The 20,366-nt window shown below is 40.8% G+C and carries 18 protein-coding genes and 1 pseudogene; 9 read left to right on the forward strand and 10 right to left on the reverse strand.

Annotation, left to right across the window (positions count from 1 at the left end):
- Positions 1-7: 7 nt before the first annotated feature.
- From kdpC to kdpA, 3 genes are read right to left on the reverse strand one after another with little or no spacing between them, the layout of a single operon-like run.
- Positions 8-619: a potassium-transporting ATPase subunit KdpC gene (kdpC, locus tag F927_RS07250; RefSeq protein WP_005083119.1), complete on the reverse strand. Its 612-nt coding sequence runs from the start codon at positions 617-619 to the stop codon at positions 8-10.
- Between the two features lie 9 nt (positions 620-628).
- Positions 629-2,638, reverse strand: coding sequence for a potassium-transporting ATPase subunit KdpB (gene kdpB / locus F927_RS07255; protein ID WP_005083121.1), 2,010 nt, complete (start codon positions 2,636-2,638; stop codon positions 629-631).
- 13 nt (positions 2,639-2,651) lie between these two features.
- A complete protein-coding gene (gene kdpA / locus F927_RS07260; protein ID WP_005083122.1) occupies positions 2,652-4,349 on the reverse strand; it encodes a potassium-transporting ATPase subunit KdpA in 1,698 nt (565 codons plus the stop codon).
- Between the two features lie 477 nt (positions 4,350-4,826).
- On the opposite strand from kdpA, the gene F927_RS07265 reads away from it, so the two are divergent.
- Positions 4,827-6,326 carry a hypothetical protein gene (locus F927_RS07265; protein ID WP_005083125.1) on the forward strand — a complete coding sequence of 500 codons (1,500 nt, stop codon included), beginning with the start codon at positions 4,827-4,829 and terminating at the stop codon, positions 6,324-6,326.
- A gap of 223 nt (positions 6,327-6,549) precedes the next feature.
- Entirely contained in the window at positions 6,550-7,779 is a 1,230-nt protein-coding gene (locus tag F927_RS07270; protein WP_005083127.1) for an OmpP1/FadL family transporter, read from the forward strand.
- A 98-nt stretch (positions 7,780-7,877) separates the two neighbouring features.
- Here the strand turns inward: F927_RS07270 and thrH are convergent, their stop codons facing one another.
- Positions 7,878-8,495, reverse strand: a complete 618-nt coding sequence (gene thrH / locus F927_RS07275; protein WP_004640546.1) for a bifunctional phosphoserine phosphatase/homoserine phosphotransferase ThrH — start codon at positions 8,493-8,495, stop codon at positions 7,878-7,880.
- A gap of 172 nt (positions 8,496-8,667) precedes the next feature.
- Between thrH and F927_RS07280 the strand changes: the two genes are divergently transcribed.
- On the forward strand, positions 8,668-9,399 hold the full coding sequence (locus tag F927_RS07280; RefSeq protein WP_004640549.1) for a phosphoadenylyl-sulfate reductase: 732 nt from the start codon (positions 8,668-8,670) through the stop codon (positions 9,397-9,399).
- A 183-nt stretch (positions 9,400-9,582) separates the two neighbouring features.
- The gene (locus tag F927_RS07285; RefSeq protein WP_005083130.1) at positions 9,583-10,971 is read left to right on the forward strand and encodes a WS/DGAT/MGAT family O-acyltransferase; all 1,389 of its coding nucleotides are present in this window, start codon (positions 9,583-9,585) and stop codon (positions 10,969-10,971) included.
- Between the two features lie 29 nt (positions 10,972-11,000).
- On the opposite strand, the gene F927_RS17075 is transcribed toward F927_RS07285, so the two are convergent.
- The 6 genes from F927_RS17075 to F927_RS07310 form a co-directional block, all read right to left on the reverse strand.
- Positions 11,001-11,174, reverse strand: coding sequence for a PA1571 family protein (locus F927_RS17075; protein ID WP_004640552.1), 174 nt, complete (start codon positions 11,172-11,174; stop codon positions 11,001-11,003).
- 134 nt (positions 11,175-11,308) lie between these two features.
- The gene (gene rng, locus F927_RS07290) at positions 11,309-12,763 is read right to left on the reverse strand and encodes a ribonuclease G (RefSeq protein ID WP_004640553.1); all 1,455 of its coding nucleotides are present in this window, start codon (positions 12,761-12,763) and stop codon (positions 11,309-11,311) included.
- A 54-nt stretch (positions 12,764-12,817) separates the two neighbouring features.
- A complete protein-coding gene (locus F927_RS07295) occupies positions 12,818-13,378 on the reverse strand; it encodes a Maf-like protein (RefSeq protein WP_005083133.1) in 561 nt (186 codons plus the stop codon).
- Positions 13,366-13,860 (reverse strand): rod shape-determining protein MreD, encoded by a 495-nt coding sequence (mreD, locus tag F927_RS07300; RefSeq protein WP_004640557.1) that lies wholly within the window; start codon positions 13,858-13,860, stop codon positions 13,366-13,368. The genes F927_RS07295 and mreD overlap by 13 nt, the downstream gene beginning before the upstream one ends.
- Positions 13,847-14,704 (reverse strand): rod shape-determining protein MreC, encoded by an 858-nt coding sequence (gene mreC, locus F927_RS07305; RefSeq protein WP_005083136.1) that lies wholly within the window; start codon positions 14,702-14,704, stop codon positions 13,847-13,849. The genes mreD and mreC overlap by 14 nt, the downstream gene beginning before the upstream one ends.
- A gap of 17 nt (positions 14,705-14,721) precedes the next feature.
- On the reverse strand, positions 14,722-15,762 hold the full coding sequence (locus tag F927_RS07310) for a rod shape-determining protein (RefSeq protein WP_004640560.1): 1,041 nt from the start codon (positions 15,760-15,762) through the stop codon (positions 14,722-14,724).
- A gap of 133 nt (positions 15,763-15,895) precedes the next feature.
- On the opposite strand from F927_RS07310, the gene gatC reads away from it, so the two are divergent.
- From gatC to F927_RS07335, 5 genes and pseudogenes are all read left to right on the forward strand, one after another.
- Positions 15,896-16,213, forward strand: coding sequence for an Asp-tRNA(Asn)/Glu-tRNA(Gln) amidotransferase subunit GatC (gene gatC / locus F927_RS07315; protein WP_005083137.1), 318 nt, complete (start codon positions 15,896-15,898; stop codon positions 16,211-16,213).
- A gap of 53 nt (positions 16,214-16,266) precedes the next feature.
- Positions 16,267-17,745, forward strand: coding sequence for an Asp-tRNA(Asn)/Glu-tRNA(Gln) amidotransferase subunit GatA (gene gatA / locus F927_RS07320; RefSeq protein ID WP_005083138.1), 1,479 nt, complete (start codon positions 16,267-16,269; stop codon positions 17,743-17,745).
- A complete protein-coding gene (gene gatB, locus F927_RS07325; protein ID WP_004950640.1) occupies positions 17,745-19,214 on the forward strand; it encodes an Asp-tRNA(Asn)/Glu-tRNA(Gln) amidotransferase subunit GatB in 1,470 nt (489 codons plus the stop codon). The genes gatA and gatB overlap by 1 nt, the downstream gene beginning before the upstream one ends.
- Before the next feature lie 123 nt (positions 19,215-19,337).
- Positions 19,338-19,811, forward strand: coding sequence for a hypothetical protein (locus F927_RS07330; protein ID WP_017394413.1), 474 nt, complete (start codon positions 19,338-19,340; stop codon positions 19,809-19,811).
- Between the two features lie 37 nt (positions 19,812-19,848).
- A pseudogene (locus F927_RS07335) lies at positions 19,849-20,366 on the forward strand (IS30-like element ISAba125 family transposase); the annotation flags it as partial.

A 20,366-nucleotide genomic window follows, 5' to 3' on the forward strand; every position in this document is an offset into this window, starting at 1 on the left:
AGCTCTATCAACGTGAAGTTGATGATATTTGATCTAAAGCTAAGTTCAGTTGAAGCACATTGACCCGTGCCTTTCCATATATTCCCAATTGAGCCGGTTGAACATGCTGTTGGACCAACGCTCGAACCTGTTGCTCTGACAAGTGGCGTTGTTGCGCTACCCGTTTCACTTGTAATAAGGCACTTTGAGGTGAAATGTCTGGATCAATTCCACTTCCTGATGCAGTTACCATATCATGTGGAACTTGCTGCACTGAAATTCCATTTTTGTCTGCAAATTGAATCACCCGCTCCTGAATCTGTTGTTGTAATTCAGGATTGGAGAGTGCCAAATTACTTCCCCCAACCGCATCCGCATCATACGCGATGGCACTTGGGCGAGCGTGAAAGTAGTGATCACTCACAAAGTTCTGTCCCACCAAGCTTGACCCGACAATTTTTCCATTTAACTCGATAACACTACCATTGGCCTGTTTTGGAAATAACAATTGAGCCAAAGATACACTCACACTGCAATACAATACGCCTGCAATCAGGAATCCAACCACAATTAAACCAAAACTAGAACGAAAGAGTGGTTGTGGCTCAGAAGATAGCGGAAAATTTTCTAATCTATTCATGGTGTACTCCTAAATCCACAACGACACAACAAGGTCAATCAATTTGATGGCAATAAACGGAAAAACCACGCCCCCTACACCATAGATCAGCATATTACGACGCAACAATTGCAAAGCACTGGCAGGTTTAAATTGCACCCCTTTAAGCGCTAAAGGAATCAACATCGGAATAATCAGTGCATTGAAAATCAATGCAGAAATCACCGCACTGCTTGGACTACTCAACTGCAAAATATTCAAGACATCAAGCTGAGGAATCGCAACGGCGAACAGTGCAGGTAAAATCACAAAGTATTTAGACACATCATTTGCTAAAGAGAATGTGGTTAATGCACCGCGAGTAATTAACTGCTGTTTCCCAATCTCCACAACATCAAGCAGTTTGGTTGGATCAGAGTCCAGATCAACCATATTCCCCGCTTCTTTCGCAGCTTGCGTACCAGAGTTCATGGCTAAACCAATATCTGCTTGTGCCAAAGCGGGTGCATCATTGGTTCCATCGCCAACCATCGCGACCAATTTTCCTGCAGCTTGCTCTTTACGAATGCAGGCTAATTTATCTTCTGGGCGAGCTTCAGCAATATAATCATCCACGCCTGCTTCAGCGGCAATTGCGGCTGCGGTCAAAGGATTATCACCCGTAACCATGATGGTTTTAATCCCCATCTCTCTCAACAATGCAAAACGCTCTTTAATGCCTTGCTTAATCACATCGGAGAGTTCAATTACACCTAAAATTCTATCATTCAGTGCGACAACCAATGGCGTTGCACCTTTTGAGGCAACATGCTCAACACAAACATTCAATTCAATATTATTTTTAATAGTTTGATTGGTGAATTTAAGAATCGCATCTACTGCACCTTTACGAATCTGATCTCCAGAAGCTAAATTTACCCCTGATAAGCGTGTTGAAGCACTAAACTGAATAAATTCAGCATCTTTAGATTCATGGATATTTTCTCCCATTTCTTTAGCTAAACTCACCACTGACTTACCCTCAGGGGTTGGATCAGCAAAAGATGTAAGCATCGCTGCTTGGCGTAATTCACTTGGACTCACACCCGTTAAAGGATAAAAGGCGGTTGCTTGACGATCACCATAGGTAATCGTGCCTGTTTTATCCAACAGCAATACATCAATATCACCTGCAACCTCAACCGCTTTACCTGATTTCGCCAATACATTGGCTTTTAAGGCTCTGTTCATCCCTGCAATCCCAATTGCAGGCAACAAACCACCAATTGTTGTTGGAATGAGACAGACCAATAACGCAATCAACATCACCAGACTGATTTTAATCCCAACCATAGAACCAATAAACGGTAATGTTGCAACCACAACAATAAAAGTAATGGTCATGATGTTCAGCAAAATACTGAGTGCAATTTCATTCGGTGTTTTTTGACGATTTGCACCCTCAACCAAGGCAATCATGCGATCTAAAAAACTATTTCCAGCCTCATTACTGACACGGACAATAATTTGATCAGATAAAACTTTGGTACCGCCAATCACACCTGACCGATCCGTATTGGCCTCACGCAATACAGGCGCTGACTCACCTGTCACCGCCGACTCATTAATGGTGGCAAAACCTTGAATGATTTCACCATCTGCAGGCACGATTTCACCTGCTTTGATGATCACCAAATCATCTTTTTTTAATAAATTTGCAGAAATCACAGTTGCTGTAGCATTCAGATCAGCAATTTTATTTGCCATTAAGTTTTCACGGGCTTGGCGTAAAGAAGATGCCTGTCCACGTCCTTTGGCTTCTGCTACTGCTTCTGCATAATTGGCAAACAAAACGGTTACTAATAAGATCAAGCTCAGTAAAATGCCAAATCCCAAATTGGTGCTACCCATCAACGTTGCCACGATGGTTAACACTGTTCCAATCCATACACATGCCATTACGGGATTTTTAAAGGCATGCTGTGGTAATAATTTATAAAAGGTTTGCAGAATAATTTCTTTATTCAAGATATCCATTTGTGTCGCATTAGGGTAATTCATGGTACGTGCTCCACTAGATCTTTACAGATAAATAATCAGCAATTGGTCCAATCACCAACACTGGCATAAATTGCAAAAGCGTTAAAATCAGTACAATTCCGATTAAAGTCAGTGCAAATGTAGGCGATTCAATCTGTAATGAACCCTTGGTCTCATCTGCTTTAGGTTTGGTTGCTAGACTGACTGCAATTAAAACTGGAATGATCAGTACGCTATAACGACCTGCTAATAACGCAACACTGGCGCTGAGATTCCACCATACAGTGTTGTCGGCTAAGCCTTCAAAACCAGAACCATTATTGGCAAACGCAGACACATATTCATAAAAGACTTGGCTAATAGCATGCGATGCAGGATTCGAATTACCTGTTAAAGATGGGAAAGCGATAGCGATCGCAGTCAAACCAAGAATCACCACAGGTTGTAAAAGAATGACCAGTGCCAATAACTTAATTTCAGTAACTTCAATTTTTCGCCCAAATAATTCAGGCGTACGACCTGTCATCAAACCCGCGATAAATACAGCTAAGAACAGATAAATAAAGAACTGTAATAAACCACAACCAATCCCACCCCAAATAGCATTGATCAGCATATTGGATAGCTCAACCAAACCCGTTAATGGTGAAGCTGAGTCATGCATCATATTGACCGAACCATTATTTACCTGTGTGGTTAGACTTCCCCACAATGCAGAGGCTTCAGCTCCAAAACGGACTTCTTTCCCTTCCATTAGCGCAATATTTGGAACCAATGACGATTTTTCAGCCCATAAAGTGAATACAGTGGAAGCCAATGACATCAACAACATCGTGCCCAAAATCATCCACATCAATTTTTTGCGTTGGATAAAGCGGCCAATCATGAATACCACAGAAATTGGGATCAGTAAGATCGCTAGCATCTCCAACACATTAGATAATGGCGTTGGATTTTCTAAAGGCACACTACTGTTTGGACCATACCAACCACCACCATTACTGCCTAATTGCTTGATCGCCACCATCGGTGCTACAGGTCCAAGTGGAATATGTTGTGTTTGTACTTCTACTGCTTGATCCAAAACTTGGACGGTTGGACCAGCAGAAAGTGTTGATGGCACACCTTGAAATGTCAGCAATAGAGAAAAAAACAAACCTAAAGGAATAAAGAATCGGAATAATGGTCGGATCATATCCATCCAAAAATTACCCAGATTAATATTCTTCCATGTCTTTTTCTCAGAGTTTTCTGTTTGACTCGGCTGTAAGAATAATGCTCTTAACATGGCTGTTAACAAAGCTAAACCCATAATTGGAGATAAATATTGCAAACCAACGATCACCGTCATTTGCGACAGATAAGACAATTGAGCCTGTCCTGAATAATGCTGCTGATTGGTATTGGTCAAAAATGAAATGCTGGTGTGTAATGCCAGATCCCAATTCATGTTAGGGATATGATCTGGATTTAATGGCAACCAAGCCTGTGTCATCAAGATTGCAACACTTGTGGCTAAAAGCAAAACATTACTGATGATAAAAGCGCCAAGATATTGCCGCCAATTCATACCGACTTGCTTTACACCTAAAACTACATAAATTGGTCGTTCTATCCATTTAAAAATACAATCGCTTTTCATGGGCTGAGCTTGCATTACATCTGCAAGATAGCGTCCAAGTGGATAAGCGAAAACCATTGCAAGAATAAATACAGAAATGAATTCCCACATAGCACATGCCATTTAAAAATAAGTCAGCAGTAGTATGGAAATTGAAGGCGTAAACTCTCTATGTCAGAACAACTAAAATGCGTAAATTTTCTGTAAAATTTATATGAATATTTATTTGATCGTAAAAATATGCATTTTTAGTCAATACTGCAAATAAGATCGTATTTTTTACAAAAAATCTTTGACCTAAAAAAAATTTTTTTTATAGAATTTGCAAGAGTCATTTTTCATAAATATTTTATATATTTCATTATTTTATCAATAAAAACACATATGTATATAAATATTTATAGCATTTTTTTTGTTCAATTTCATCCAATCAATCGTACTAACTAGTTCATTTAGAACATTTACTCTTATTTTAATTATGGTATTTTTGTTACATGAAGTTATAGCCAATCAAATATGAATGACTTTTTCATGTCATTTCATAGCTTCTAAACTTAAGAATCTTAAAAGTTCAAGGAAAGATTTAAAATGAAATTAAAACACCTTAGCACTGCAATGATCTTAGCGACGTTACCTGCAACTGGAGTCTTTGCAGCAGCGTTAGACCGTTCGGGTCAGTCTATGTCTGCATTCTTACAACCAGGTAACTATTTTGAAGCGGGGATTTCAGTTCTAGATCCAACAGTTAAAGGACAAGAAGCTGGGGAATCAACCACTAAACGTAAAATTGCCGATATGGGAGATGATTATTTCTTCCCTGGCGCTGCTTTAAAACTTCAACTTACAGACAATATTTCTTTTGGTCTTATTTATGATCAACCATTTGGGGCCGATGCGGCATACACTGGTAATAATGTATTTGTATCTAGCCCAACAGATACAATCCTAGCTCAAGATAGATTAGATGTTATTCGTCAATCAACTATTGACACCCAATTCAACAATCTTTCTGCTCAACAACGCGTTGGGGCTGCGTTAACAGCTCAAGGTGTTGACCTAACTACTCCTGCTGGTCAGCAGCAATTAGCTAACACGTTAACTCAATATAATTCTAATGATGCTGTTAAAAATCAAATTGATACAGCCGTTAAACAAGGTATAACAAACTTAGTTGATCAAGGTTTACAACAAGTTAACGGTTTACTTGGAAAAGGAAATACCAAAGTCAAAGTAGACTCACAAAATCTATCTATGATTTTCGGTTTTCAACCTAATAAAAACCTTAACTTTTATGCAGGTGGTGTCTACCAAACAGTAAAAGGTTCAGTAAATCTTCGTGGTCAAGCATATAGTATTTATAACGGCTACGATGCCGATATTAAAGAAACTGGCGGTGTTGGTTGGTTGGCTGGTGCTGCTTATCAAATCCCTGAAATTGCGTTAAAAGCATCGGTTACTTATCGTTCTGAAATTGATCATAAAGTTAATATTAATGAAACAATTCCTACTTTACCTGCTTTAAATTTACTAGGTAGAGGTGACGCTATCGATGTAATCAACAATAGTTCTGAAAAAACAAAGATTACAACGCCACAATCTGTAAACCTTGATTTTCAAACCGGTATCATGGCTAATACCGTTGCATTTGCCAACGTGCGTTGGGTGAATTGGAAGGATTTTTCAATTCAACCTTACAAGTTTGGTTTACTATCTAAACAAATTGGTGAAGCTGTAAATCGTCCTAATGGTTTCAATTTAGTAGAATATTCTGAAGATCAATGGTCAGTTAACGCTGGTGTTGGACGTAAACTGAGCGAACAGTGGGCTGGTAACGTTTCTGTAGGTTGGGATTCTGGAGCGGGTAATCCTGTAACTACACTTGGCCCAACAGAAGGCTATTGGAACGTTGGTGTTGGTGTTCAATTTAGCCCTACTCCAGCGACATTTATCGCTGGTGGTGTGAAGTACTTCTGGTTAGGCGATGCAAAAGCCCAAACTGGTGCTCAAGCGGGTGGCAATGAGTATGTTGCTGAGTTTGAAGATAACAAAGCAATCGCTTATGGTTTGAAAATCGGTTACCGCTTCTAATCCATCTCAATGAAAAAGACCGTCGCAAGACGGTCTTTTTTTATCGACTGAATTTACCGGTTAATCAACTTTTAGAGTGATTAATCTATAAAGCCTTATGACTCAACAACTTTCCATGACTTTATCAGTTCATTTATGGACATTTGTAAAAATATTTGATTACTCAAAAATTGTGTTACTTTTCGCGGCATTCTAGTTACACCTGATATGAGAAAAAATATCAATGAAGCTGCATGCGACTCAAACAGCACTTTTACTCAGTTTATTACCAACAACCTCTGCTTTTGCAGCAGCCTTGGATCGTTCTGGCCAGTCAATTTCAGCCTTCTTGCAGCCAAGCAATTATTTTGAAGCGGGTATTACTTTTCTAAGTGCGGACGTATCAGGGAAAGATACATCTCAAAATAATACAGGAGACATGGCAAATCATTATTACTCACCAAGTGCAGCCTTAAAAATTCAAGCAACTGAACAATTTTCAATTGGCTTACTTTATGATCATCCATATGGTGCTGATGCGGAATATCATGGTCAAAATAACTTTGTAGAAAATCGTCCTGTCCCGTTCCAAGGGAATACCTCAGTTAAGGTTCGTACTGAAAATTTAAATTTACTTTTCGGCTACCAACCCAACCAGAACTGGAATCTTTATGCAGGGGCCGTTTATCAAACTTTGGATGCTAACGTATTATTACGTGGCACAAGTTACAGTGCCTATAATGGCTATGACTTTAAAACGGGTCGAGATGAGGCTGTAGGTTGGTTAGCGGGTGTCGCTTATCAAATTCCAGAAATCGCAATGAAAGCATCTCTCACCTATCGTGCCAAGATTAAGCATGAAATGAATGCTTATGAAAAACATAATGCTGCGGGTATGACTGGCAGCCCAATATTTGATGCGATGTTAACTGAAGTTAATAATGCTCAAGGCATCACAGAAATTACTACCCCACAATCGATCAATCTCGATCTACAAACAGGGATCATGGAAAATACCGTTGCCTTTGCTAACATTCGTTGGGTGAACTGGAAAGACTTTGCCATTCGTCCATATAAGTTTGGTGCTGCATCAGTACTCGCTCCTGTTGTAAATGGTACTGGCAAAAAAGATGGCTTTGATCTTGTTGCTTATACCGATGATCAATATTCGATAACTGCTGGCATAGGACGTAAATTTAATGATTTATGGGCGGGTAACTTTTCTGTAGGGTGGGACTCAGGTGCGGGTAACCCTGTGACCACACTTGGACCAACGGAGGGTTATTGGAACATCGGCCTAGGTGTTCAATACAGCCCTGCTCCAAACTACTTCATCGCTGGTGGCGTGAAATATTTCTGGTTAGGTGATGCCAAAGCACAATCCGGTTCTCAATTTGATACACCTGCTTATATTGCAGAGTTCAAAAACAATGATGCTATCGCATACGGTTTAAAAATTGGTTATAAGTTTTAATCTTGTTTAATCAGTCAAAAGGCGCATAATGCGCCTTTTGTTGCTTTTAGCTTCACGCTTTGAGAAATCTCATAAAACAGTTTCTCTGGATAGATTTATTATTCTGGAATATTACGTTGCGATACTGAACGAATGGCTTGCTTTAAAGCCTCATAGCCATGCAAAGGTGGAAATTGAGGAAACTCAGCGATTACATTATCTGGTGCATCAAACAAGAATCCATGATCCGCTTCTCCCAACATCGTCGTATCATTATAAGAATCACCTGCCGCAATTACACGGAAGTTCAAACCATGCAAAGCTTTAACCGCCTGACGTTTTTGATCTGGTTGACGAAGTTTATACGCGGTAATCATACCATTTTCGTCTGTCTCTAATTTATGACAGAAAATTGTCGGTTGACCCAGTTGCTGCATTAAAGGATGTGCAAACTCATAAAACGTATCTGAAAGAATAATCAGTTGGAAATGAGTACGTACCCAATCAACAAATTCCTTCGCCCCTTCAAAAGGCCCCATATCCGCAATCACCGCTTGAATATCATTTAAACCCAAACCATGTTGTTTTAAGATATTTAGACGTTGTGTCATTAGTACATCATAGTCTGGAATATCACGAGTCGTTGCCTCGAGTTCTTTAATCCCTGTTTTTTTTGCAAAATTAATCCAGATTTCTGGAACTAAAACACCTTCAAGATCTAGGCATACGATTTCCATGAATGCTTCCAATGTTGGTTAAAAATTGCTGTATCATACCACTAACATTTTCAATTTTTGCGCTGTTGTTGAATAAATCAGCTTTATTCTGCAAGATTAAAGTTGAGAGCAAGTAAACTGCTTTGCTTAGAATGATTTACAATTGTGCCCAAGCCTATCGCCAGGAACACCCATGACTGTTATTCCGACTATTGACCTTGTGGATGCGCTCGCTGCTGAATATGCAGAAAAATCGCCACGAGAAATTTTAGAACTTGCTTTAAGTCAACAAGGTGAAATCGCCATTTCATTTTCAGGTGCGGAAGATGTTGTATTGATTGATATCGCTTCTCGTATTGGTAAGCCCTTTCGTGTCTTTAGCTTAGATACGGGGCGACTACACGCTGAAACCTATCAATTTATTGAAACAGTCCGTAAGCATTACAATATCAATATCGAAATCTGTTTTCCTGAGTCTGCTGCAGTTCAACAATTCGTCAATGAAAAAGGCTTATTTAGCTTTTTTGAAGATGGTCATCAAGAATGCTGTGGGATTCGTAAAGTTCAACCTCTTCGTAAAAAATTGGCGACTTTAGATGGTTGGATTACGGGTCAACGAAAAGATCAAAGCCCAACACGCAGTGATGTTCCAGTGGTTCAGGCCGATGTTGGCTTTTCAGGGGAAGGTAAACAACTGATCAAGTACAACCCACTTGCCAATTGGAGTAGTGCCGATGTATGGAGTTATATCCGTATGATGGAAATTCCATATAATCCATTGCATGAGCGTGGTTTTATCTCAATTGGTTGTGAACCTTGCACACGCCCAGTTTTACCTAATCAGCATGAACGTGAAGGTCGTTGGTGGTGGGAAGAAGCAACTCACAAAGAGTGCGGTTTGCATGCTGGAAATCTAAAAAAATAAGCTGTAACAATTTTGGTATATAAAAACCACTGATTTGTCAGTGGTTTTATTTTTCCTGACTGCTGTGTACAAAGTCATATTTTAACCAGACGAAAGCGTATATACTGATCTCTACGGTTCAATAATACTAATAAGAGCTCCAAGAGTATCTTATAAAAAATGCGATGAGAGACTATATCTGCTATGCGCCCATTACACCCGATCGACTTCATTTTTCTTTCATTAGAAAAAAGACAGCAACCCATGCATGTAGGTGGGCTGTTTTTATTTGAACTACCTGAAAATGCGTCTCCAACCTTTGTTCATGATCTGGTTGAAGAAATTCGTCAATCAAAAAGCATTCCAGTACCACCCTTCAACAATCAGTTAAATGGTTTATTTTGGGGTGAAGACAATGAATTCGATTTAGACCATCATTTCCGTCATATTGCGTTACCCAATCCTGGACGTATTCGTGAATTACTAGTGTATATTTCACAGCAACATAGTTCTCTTATTGACCGTGCTAAACCATTATGGACCTGTGACATTATCGAAGGAATTGAAGGCAACCGTTTTGCCATGTATTTCAAAATCCATCATGCGATGGTAGATGGCGTCGCAGGTATGCGCCTAATCGAAAAATCGCTTTCAAAAGATCCAAATGAAAAGCATGTAGTGCCTTTGTGGTGTGTAGAAGGTAAGCGCGCTAAACGTTTAAAAGCTCCGAAACCACCAAGTGTCAGCAAAATCAAAGGTGTGTGGGATACGATTAAATCCCAGTGCGAAGTTGCTCCTAAAGTGATGCAAGAACTCTCTCAAACTATTTTTAAAGAGATGGGGAAAAACCCAGACTACGTTTCGACCTTTCAAGCACCGCCGTCGATCTTAAACCAACGTGTTAGCTCTGCCCGTCGTTTTGCAGCACAATCATTCGAATTAGATCGTTTCCGCACCATCGCCAAAACCCTAGGCGTGACCTTAAACGACGTCGTTTTGGCTGTATGTGCTGGTGCTTTACGCGAATATTTGATCAGTCATAATAGCTTACCGAAAAAGCCTTTAATCGCTATGGTGCCAGCATCACTACGTACCGATGACTCAGATGTAAGTAACCGTATTACGATGATTTTGGCCAATCTTGCCACTCATATCGAAGATCCAATCGAACGTTTGGAAATTATTCGTCGCAGTGTGCAAAACTCCAAACAACGTTTTAGTCGTATGACCGCAAATGAGATTCTAAACTATAGTGCCGTGGTTTATGGTCCAGCAGGATTAAACATCGCTTCAGGAATGTTACCTAAGCGTCAAGCCTTTAACCTTGTAATTTCTAACGTACCTGGTCCACGTGAACCGTTGTATTGGAATGGGGCAAAACTCGATGCACTATATCCTGCATCAATCGTGATGGATGGTCAGGCACTCAATATTACCTTAACCAGTTATTTGGATAAATTAGAAGTTGGTTTGATCGCATGTCGAAATGCACTACCAAAAATGCAAAACTTACTGACACATCTAGAAGAAGAAATTCAACGTTTTGAACAAAAGATTCAAGAGTTACCGCAAGAGAAGATTGTAAATTCGTAGAGAAAAATTAAGGGGCTTTCAATGGCCCCTTACTTTTTAATTGCGCGACAACGTTGTAGCAATTGATGGCAGGCTGAACGAATCATTGCCGTAGTAATCGGAACTTCTTTACCTTGGCTATCGACCATATAACAAGTGTTCACAGGATTGCTGTCTAAAACATGCTTAAAACCGTGACTCACTAATCTTTTACTTACATTCATTTTATATACCTCATTATATTTGCTAAGACATTGAAAAATGCCTATGGCTAATCTTATGGTTCTAGTATTTAAAATTCATGATCGAAAGTAAAATTTCAGTTGTAACAAGGATTAAGCGAAATCTTGTTACAACTTTAGCTTAAAATGATATCGTATTGCTCTTGCGTATATAAATTTTCCACTTGGAATTTTATGACACGGTTCACAAAATGCTCCAAATCCGCGACGGCTGGGGCTTCTGCTGTTAAAAGCCGATCAATCACTGCTGGATGCGCAACGACAGTAAAGCCACCCTTGGAATCAAATGCACGCGCATATCGCATGATCTCGCGAAATATCTCGTAACATACTGTCTCTGCTGTCTTCACATAACCGCGTCCTTGACAAGTTGGACATGATTCACAAAGTAGATGTTCCAAAGATTCACGAGTTCGCTTACGAGTCATTTCAACCAAACCCAGTTCTGAAACTTGAGTAATTTTGGTTTTGGCATGATCGCGTTCAAGCATTTTTTCAAACTGACGCATCACTTCTTCCCGATGCCCAGCTTCCTGCATATCAATAAAATCAATGATGATGATACCGCCCAAGTTTCGCAAACGGAGTTGTCTGCTAATGACTTGGGTCGCTTCCATATTGGTTTTAAAAACTGTGTCTTCTAGGCTTCGCCCACCGACATAGGAACCAGTATTAACATCAATGGTGGTCATCGCTTCTGTCTGATCAAGCATCAGATAGCCACCCGATTTAAGTGCTACACGCGTTTGTAAAGCTTTTTGAATATCTTCTTCGACATTGTATAAATCAAAAAGTGGTTTTTCACCCGGATAATGCAGCAAACGATTTTGAATGGTCGGCACAAACTCCTTGACGAAGTCATTCAACTTGCCATGAATTTCGCGCGAATCCACATAGATTTTAGCGGTTTCATCGCTGGCTAAATCCCGCACAATACGTTGAGGTAAAGGAAGCTCTTCAAAAATTAGCTCAGGTGTTGAAACTTCTTTTTGCTTCCGTTGAATGAATTCCCACAGTTTACTCAAGTAATTCATGTCTTGTGCAATCGCCGCTTCATCCACCCCTTCCGCAGCAGTGCGTACAATCACACTTCCAGGTAGGTTATGTTCAGCTTGAATATGCTCAATAATCCCACGCAAACGATCACGCTCTTCTTCCGCTTCAATGCGCTGAGATACCCCGATATGATTCCCATAAGGCATCAGCACAAGATAACGCGATGGGATCGAAAGATCTGTACTGAGTCGAGCCCCTTTGGTTCCGAGCATGTCTTTCATCACTTGCACGGTAAGCATTTGCCCAGGATGCAACAACTCAAAAACGTTAGGCGTCGGTTGTGAACGAGGCCAGACCATATCATTGATATGCAAGAATGCTGTTCGAGATAATCCAATATCAACAAAAGCAGCTTGCATGCCCGGCAGTACACGGACAACCTTGCCTTTATAAATATTACCCACTAAACCACGTTTTGCCGTACGCTCAACAAATAGTTCATTGACCGTACCATTTTCAATCAACGCAACCCGACACTCCATCGGTGTAACGTTAATCAGCAACTCTTCTGCCATAACCAACTCAAAACTTTTATAAAAATTCTTATGCCGACAGCGTTAATGCAGAATTTATGCTTTAACGCTTTCTAATAACTGTACTGTTTCATGCAAAGGCAGCCCCACCACATTACTATAACTGCCCCTTATTTGTGGAATATATTGTGCAGCAATTCCTTGAATGGCATATCCACCTGCTTTGCCAATCGGCTCACCAGTTGCCCAATACTTTTCCATTTCTGCGTGGCTAAGCGTTTGCAACTCGACTTGTGTCCGCACTACTGTACTGCATATTTGAATACGACTGGCAACACAGACGCCAGAAAATACATCATGCCACTGCCCAGAAAGCTGTGACCACATTTCAAAAGCATGTTGCTTTGATTCAGGCTTACCTAAAATCTTTCCAGCAAAACTTAAACTGGTATCTGCTGCGATTACAATTGCAGCAGGAAATTGAGCTAAAACAGCACGCGCTTTTTCTCTTGCCAACCGTTCCACATAATGCACAACCGTTTCAGCATCCCTTACTGTCTCATCAATGTCTGGACTAAAAACTTCAAAGTCCAAACCCAGTTGCGATAAAAGCTCCTGCCTACGCGGCGAGCTGGATGCGAGAATTATATGCGCCATTTATGTAAACAATAATAAAGGATCGGCCAAGCTAAAACACCCGTAATCAACGGTTGCCAATGTCGAGCTAGAGAAAAATGCATACCTGTTATGGTCTGACACATCCATAAAAAAGTGATATGCATCACTATGGCAATACTTGCAATCACCCACGAATTACCAAAAGTTAAAATTCGTCGTTCACGTATGAAATAGCGTGTCGCAAAACAAATTAGCACAAAACTTAATGCGTTTAACCCCAGTGGCGCATCTAAAAGTAAATCAGCAAAAATCCCCATACCGAAGGCAAACCAGATCCCACACCAAACAGGTTGATAAAGAATCCAGAACAGCATCACCATCAACATCACCGCAGGTCGCCATCCTGACAACTCATACGCCAACGGATAGACCATCAACACCGATGCAATCACAATCGAGATGATGATCATCAACAAAGGATCTTTATTGGATTTGCTATAACTTAACTTAGCGATTGGCATAAGGCTGCTCCTTTGCCAATGACTCTGAGAACAGAACCACGACATGATGACCACTTGCCAGTTGAGCCGCTGGCACTACATCAATTTCAGCAAATTCACCAGAATTATGACGACTGACTTTCGATACTGTCCCGACCAAGTAACCTGCAGGGAAATGCTCACCTAAACCAGAACTGAACACCTTATCCCCAACTTTGATGTTTGCACTGGTCGCCACGTAGTCCATTTTTAACTGACCTAAATCACCAGTACCCGACACAATTGCACGCATACCCGTCCGCTCTAAGCGCACTGATAAAGAATGCTCTTTGTCAGATAACAACATCACGCGCGCACTATGTGGATAGACATTGATGATCTGTCCCATGATGCCCTGATCATCCAAAACTGTTTGTCCAATTTTAAGCTGATCGGCAGAACCACGGTTGATAATAATGATATGACGTAATGGATCCGCATCCGTTCCAATCACTTCAGCAATCTGCATACGTCCATCAATGATCAATGGCGTATCTAATAAACCTCTTAGACGGTTATTTTCAGCAGAAAGTTCAGATAATTTTTGGAGTCGAACACGTGCTTGCAATAGCTCTGCTTGCATCGCAGTATTTTCACGACGCAATTGAGCTTCAGATTTGGTTTGTTGATTCAGCCATTCTCGCGACAGTACTGGATAACTCGCCAATGCATAAATTGGGTTATACGCGGCGTACAAGACATCCCTTGCTGGTTTAATCACATGTGGCATGCGCCAATCAAAAAATAGCACTACCAAACATGTGATCACTGCAATAACAAATGAGCGAAAAGATGGCGGTTGTCTTGAAAAAAGATTCGGTTGCACCGCCTAGTCCTTATGGTTTAGCCAACAAAAAGCATGTCGTGATTTGGATTGTCAAAGAACTCTAATACTTTTCCAGCGCCACGAGTGACACAAGTCAACGGATCTTCAGCAACCACAACTGGTAACCCAGTCTCTTGCGCAAGCATCTTATCTAAGTTACGCAATAATGCCCCACCACCCGTCAACACAATACCACGCTCAGCGATATCAGAAGACAATTCTGGCGGCGTTTGTTCAAGTGCAGATTTCACCGCACTGACAATGCTTTGTAATGGATCAGCAATCGCTTGCGTGATTTCATCAGAAGTTACCGTAATCGCACGAGGAACACCCTCAGCTAAATTACGACCACGAACTTCGATTTCTAATGTTTTACCATCAGCAACCGCCATTCCAACTTCTTTTTTAATCACTTCAGCCGTGGTTTCACCAATCACACAACCATGCGCTTTACGTACATAATTGATGATTTGCTCATCAAAAACATCACCACCGATACGTAATGAATCAGCGTAAACACAACCTTGTAATGAAATGATTGCGATTTCAGTGGTACCACCACCCACATCGACCACCATCGAACCACATGCTTGCTCTACAGGCATACCCGCACCGATTGCTGCCGCCATCGGCTCTTCAATCAAACGGACATCACGAGCACCTGCGTTGAATACAGCTTCACGAATCGCACGGCGTTCTACCAAAGTAGATTTACACGGTACACAAACGACAACACGTGGTGCAGGTGGAAATAAACGCTTTTCATGTACTTTGCCAATAAACTGATGCAACATGGTTTCAGTTACTTCAAAATCAGCAATCACACCGTCTTTCATCGGACGAATCGCTGAAATATTCGCTGGGGTACGACCTAACATCTGTTTAGCATCAAGTCCAACATTGGCAACAATTTTTTGTGAACCACTATGGCGAATTGCCACAACAGTTGGTTCATTTAAAATGATGCCACGGCCTGGTGCATAAATAAGCGTATTAGCAGTACCTAAATCAATGGCTAAATCCGGCGAAAACAAGCCAATTAGTCGTTTTAGAATCACGGGGGCGTTCTCAATTAAACTTTGTGTGAATACAAGGTGGCAACTTTAACTAAATGTGATGATTTGAACAAGTCAATCGCTTATTATAACGCACGATATTTTGAAATTTTTTGATACTGAATTAGGTAAAGTTATGTCTACATCATCCGATGCTCCACAGACGGCGGATCTAAATGCGCAAACTGTATCGCAAATTGCAAATTTGGCACGCTTATCGCTAAACGACACGCAATCTGCTGAATATGCTCAAAGTTTAAATAAAATTCTGGGCATGATGGAAAGCTTGAAAGGCATTAATACCGATGATGTTGAGCCTTTGAAAAGCCCATTTGACAACCCACAACCATTACGCACAGATGCAGTCACGGAAAGCAATCATCGCGATGAATATCAAGCAATCGCACCTGCTACCGAAGCTGGTTTGTACCTTGTACCTCGTGTAATTGAATAATTTTTATTCAATTAACTTTTATTTTATATTTAGAATGTAAAGAAATTTTTCATATGACAGATTTACATCGCTTATCAATTCGTGAACTTTCTGAAGGCTTAAAACAAGCCCAATTTTCATCACGTGAATTGACTGAACATTATTTAAAACGTATCGCCAAAATTGACGCAAAAGTAAAAAGTTATGTGACGGTGACCGCAGAGCAAGCCTTAGTAGAGGCGGATGCGGCTGATGCAGTAATCAAATCAGGCAATGCACATGCGTTGGCAGGTATTCCACTTGCACATAAAGATATTTTTTGTACCCAAGGCATTAAAACCACTGCGGGTTCAAAAATGCTGGACAATTTCATTTCACCTTATGACGCAACTGTGGTTGCCAAAGCTAAAGCCGCAGGTCTTGTGACTTTAGGTAAGGTGAATATGGATGAATTCGCCATGGGTTCAACCTCTGAAAGCTCTTACTTTGGTGCAACCGGCAACCCGTGGGCCTTAGATCATGTCCCGGGTGGTTCATCAGGTGGCTCTGCTGCAGCTGTAGCGGCTGATCTTGCGCCAATCGCAACAGGTACAGACACAGGTGGTTCAATTCGCCAACCAGCTTCATTTTGTGGCTTAACGGGCTTAAAACCGACTTATGGTCGTGTTTCTCGCTTCGGTATGATTGCCTATGCCTCATCATTGGATCAAGGCGGTCCAATGGCACGTTCAGCAGAAGACTGTGCCTACCTCATGAATGTGATTGCTGGTCATGATGCTAAAGACTCAACCTCTGTAGACAAAGAAGTGGATGATTACGTGGCTAACCTAAACGGCACAGCTGTGAAAGGTTTACGTATTGGTATTCCAAAACAATACTTCAATGTCGCTGGTTTAGATGCAGACGTAAAAGCGCGCGTTGAAGAATCATTGAAAAAGCTTGAAGAAATGGGCGCGACTTTGGTTGAGATTGATCTCAACATGACTGAAGCCTACGTTCCAACTTACTATTTGATCGCACCTGCGGAAGCGTCATCAAACTTGTCACGTTACGATGGTGTTCGTTATGGCTACCGTTGTGAAAATCCAAAAGACATTTTAGACCTCTACAAACGTTCACGTTCAGAAGGTTTTGGTGCTGAAGTACAACGCCGTATTTTGATTGGTACTTATGCGCTGTCTGCAGGTTACTACGATGCTTACTATGTGAAAGCACAAAAAGTACGTCGTTTAATCCAACAAGACTTCCTCAAAGCATTTGAAAATGTCGATGTGATTGCAGCGCCATCTGCACCAACGACTGCGTACAAAATCGGTGCGAACCTCAGTCCAACTGAAATGTACTTAGGCGATATCTATACCCTTGCTGTGAACTTGGCGGGTCTACCAGCCATCAATGCACCTGTCGGTTTTGATAAAGACAGCCTACCTGTTGGTTTACAGTTGATTGGTAACTACTGGTCAGAATCACAATTGCTTTCGATTGTGCATCAATATCAACAAAACACAGACTGGCATACCAAACGTGCGGCAATTGCTGAGGAGAATGCATAATGACTGAAGCTCAAAAGTTAAAGTTAATTGACGGTTGGGAAGTCGTTATCGGGATTGAAATCCACACTCAGCTTGCAACCAAATCTAAAATTTTCTCGGGTTCATCAACTGAATTTGGCCAAGACCCAAATACACAAGCTAGCCTTGTTGATTTGGCGATGCCGGGTGTATTGCCTGTATTGAATGCCGAGGTCGTTGATCTTGCAATTCGCTTTGGCTTGGGTATCGATGCGTATATCGATCAAGCATCCGTATTTGCACGTAAAAACTACTTCTACCCAGACTCTCCGAAAGGCTATCAGATCAGCCAAATGGACAACCCAATCGTAGGCTTGGGTCATATCGACATCCAACTTGAGGATGGCACTGTAAAACGCATCGGCGTGACCCGTGCTCATCTTGAAGAAGATGCTGGTAAATCGATCCATGACCAATTCGAAGGGATGTCTGGCATTGACTTAAACCGTGCAGGTACACCATTACTTGAAATCGTGTCTGAACCAGATATGCGTTCGGTTGAAGAAGCAGTTGCTTATATCAAAGCCATTCACACCCTAGTGCGTTGGTTAGGTATCTCTGACGGGAACATGGCTGAAGGCTCTTTCCGTGCCGACTGTAACGTATCATTGCGTCGTCCAGGTCAACCTTTTGGCACACGCTGTGAGTTGAAAAACCTCAACTCATTCCGTTTTATTGAGCAAGCGATCAATGTTGAAATTGAACGCCAAATGGAAATCTTGGAATACGGCGGCGAGATTGATCAAGAGACTCGTTTGTTCGATCCGAACAAGATGGAAACTCGCTCAATGCGTTCAAAAGAAGAAGCGAACGACTATCGCTACTTCCCTGACCCTGACTTGTTACCAGTGATCATTTCAAATGAGCAAATCGAAGCGGCACGCGCTGCCCTGCCAGAATTGCCTGCTGCACGTCGTGAGCGCTTTATTGCTGACTTCGGCGTGACTGAATACGATGCACATGTATTAACGCTGTCACGCGAAATGGCAGACTTCTACGAGGCTGTTGTAGCTGCTGCTGGCGGTGCGAAGCAAGGTAAAGTTTCTGCAAACTGGGTGATGGGTGAATTCTCAGGTGCTTTAAACAAAGCAGGCCTAGATTTAGCAGACTCTCCAGTTTCTGCTGAGCAATTGGGTGGCATGATCGCACGTATTGTCGATAACACCATTAACGGCAAAATCGCGAAGCAAGTGTTTGGCTTTATGTGGGAAGCAGAAGGAAAATCTGCGGATGACATTATTGCTGAAAAAGGCTTAAAGCAAGAAACCGATACAGGTGCGATTGAAGCGATTATCAAAGAAGTGCTTGCAGCCAATGAGAAAATGGTTGAAGAGTACAAGTCTGGTAAGGAAAAAGCCTTTAACGGTCTTGTTGGTCAAGTCATGAAAGCTGCTAAAGGTAAAGCTAACCCTGCACAAGTGAATGAATTAATGAAAAAATTGATTGGTTGATTTGTTGGCTAGTTAATTAATTTCATGATATAAAACCTCACTTAATGTGGGGTTTTTTAACTTTAATACGATAAAACATCCAAACAATAAATTTTAAATTCAACCAACATGATCATAAAACTTATGAAAAATAAATTATTACTTACTGCTTATTTGCTTCTAATCAGCACACCTAATTTTGCTCAAAAGCCTAAAGTACCTAAAGCAGATGCTCAAGCTATTTTTAAAGCTGCAGATTTCAAAAAAACAAAATATGGCTGGGAAGGTAATTGTGATAGTGGAAATATTGTTATTTATAAAGATTTGAATGGTGATGGTCGTAAAGATGCCATTATTCAAGATAATAGCAGCATGTGTTATGGCAGAACTGGTATCGGCTACTATATTGTTTCACAGCAAAAAAATGGTAAATGGAAGCAGTTATTTAGTAATCCAGGCATTCCCACTTTTTTAAAAACCAAAGGAAAAGATGGCTGGCCAGATATTGAAAATGGTGGTCCTGGTTTCTGTTTTGCAGTTTATCGTTGGGATGGTCAAGCCTACGAAGTTCATCGTTATGAATATGAAGGTAAGATATGTGGGCAGAGTAAAACTTGAAGTGCGACATAAACCACCTAATTAATTTAAAGGGTTTATGGAGTATATAAAATTGTCATACCATCATCTTAACTTTGAAGATCGTACTGCATTAATGCTTGAGTCAAGAAAAGAAGGCTTTTCAGCCAGAAAATTTGCTGAACTCATTAAAAGACATCCTAGTACGATCTATCGTGAGCTTAAAAGAAATAGCATCAATGACGTTTATCAAGCTCAATATGCTTCTGATAACACCTTCGCTAGACGTAGACGTGGTCACAGAAAACTCAAAATCGATTCAATCCTCTGGAAATTTATTGTTGAAGCGATCCGTTGTTTATGGTCTCCTCAGCAAATAGCAAAGCGTTTAAAGACATTTCCTGATTTGGATCAAACAATGAATGTAAGCCATACAACGATTTATTCAACGATACGAGCATTACCCAAGGGTGAGTTGAAAAAAGACTTATTATCCTGTCTACGTCATGAAAATAAAAAGCGAAAAGCTAACGGTGAACCTAAAAAAGATTCTATATTACAGGATATTAAAACTATTCATGAGCGCCCAGCCGAAGT

It is taken from the genome of Acinetobacter haemolyticus CIP 64.3 = MTCC 9819, assembly GCF_000369065.1.
In the GTDB taxonomy this organism is placed as follows: domain Bacteria; phylum Pseudomonadota; class Gammaproteobacteria; order Pseudomonadales; family Moraxellaceae; genus Acinetobacter; species Acinetobacter haemolyticus.

Coding starts and splice junctions, on each gene's coding strand:
- F927_RS07270 (WP_005083127.1), top strand. CDS start 6,550: ATGAAGCTGCATGCGACTCAAACAGCACTTTTACTCAGTTTATTACCA.
- F927_RS07280 (WP_004640549.1), top strand. CDS start 8,668: ATGACTGTTATTCCGACTATTGACCTTGTGGATGCGCTCGCTGCTGAA.
- thrH (WP_004640546.1), bottom strand. CDS start 8,495: ATGGAAATCGTATGCCTAGATCTTGAAGGTGTTTTAGTTCCAGAAATC.
- F927_RS07285 (WP_005083130.1), top strand. CDS start 9,583: ATGCGCCCATTACACCCGATCGACTTCATTTTTCTTTCATTAGAAAAA.
- kdpB (WP_005083121.1), bottom strand. CDS start 2,638: ATGAATTACCCTAATGCGACACAAATGGATATCTTGAATAAAGAAATT.
- F927_RS07295 (WP_005083133.1), bottom strand. CDS start 13,378: ATGGCGCATATAATTCTCGCATCCAGCTCGCCGCGTAGGCAGGAGCTT.
- rng (WP_004640553.1), bottom strand. CDS start 12,763: ATGGCAGAAGAGTTGCTGATTAACGTTACACCGATGGAGTGTCGGGTT.
- kdpC (WP_005083119.1), bottom strand. CDS start 619: ATGAATAGATTAGAAAATTTTCCGCTATCTTCTGAGCCACAACCACTC.
- F927_RS07330 (WP_017394413.1), top strand. CDS start 19,338: ATGAAAAATAAATTATTACTTACTGCTTATTTGCTTCTAATCAGCACA.
- gatC (WP_005083137.1), top strand. CDS start 15,896: ATGTCTACATCATCCGATGCTCCACAGACGGCGGATCTAAATGCGCAA.
- gatB (WP_004950640.1), top strand. CDS start 17,745: ATGACTGAAGCTCAAAAGTTAAAGTTAATTGACGGTTGGGAAGTCGTT.
- mreD (WP_004640557.1), bottom strand. CDS start 13,860: ATGCCAATCGCTAAGTTAAGTTATAGCAAATCCAATAAAGATCCTTTG.
- gatA (WP_005083138.1), top strand. CDS start 16,267: ATGACAGATTTACATCGCTTATCAATTCGTGAACTTTCTGAAGGCTTA.
- kdpA (WP_005083122.1), bottom strand. CDS start 4,349: ATGTGGGAATTCATTTCTGTATTTATTCTTGCAATGGTTTTCGCTTAT.
- F927_RS07265 (WP_005083125.1), top strand. CDS start 4,827: ATGAAATTAAAACACCTTAGCACTGCAATGATCTTAGCGACGTTACCT.
- F927_RS17075 (WP_004640552.1), bottom strand. CDS start 11,174: ATGAATGTAAGTAAAAGATTAGTGAGTCACGGTTTTAAGCATGTTTTA.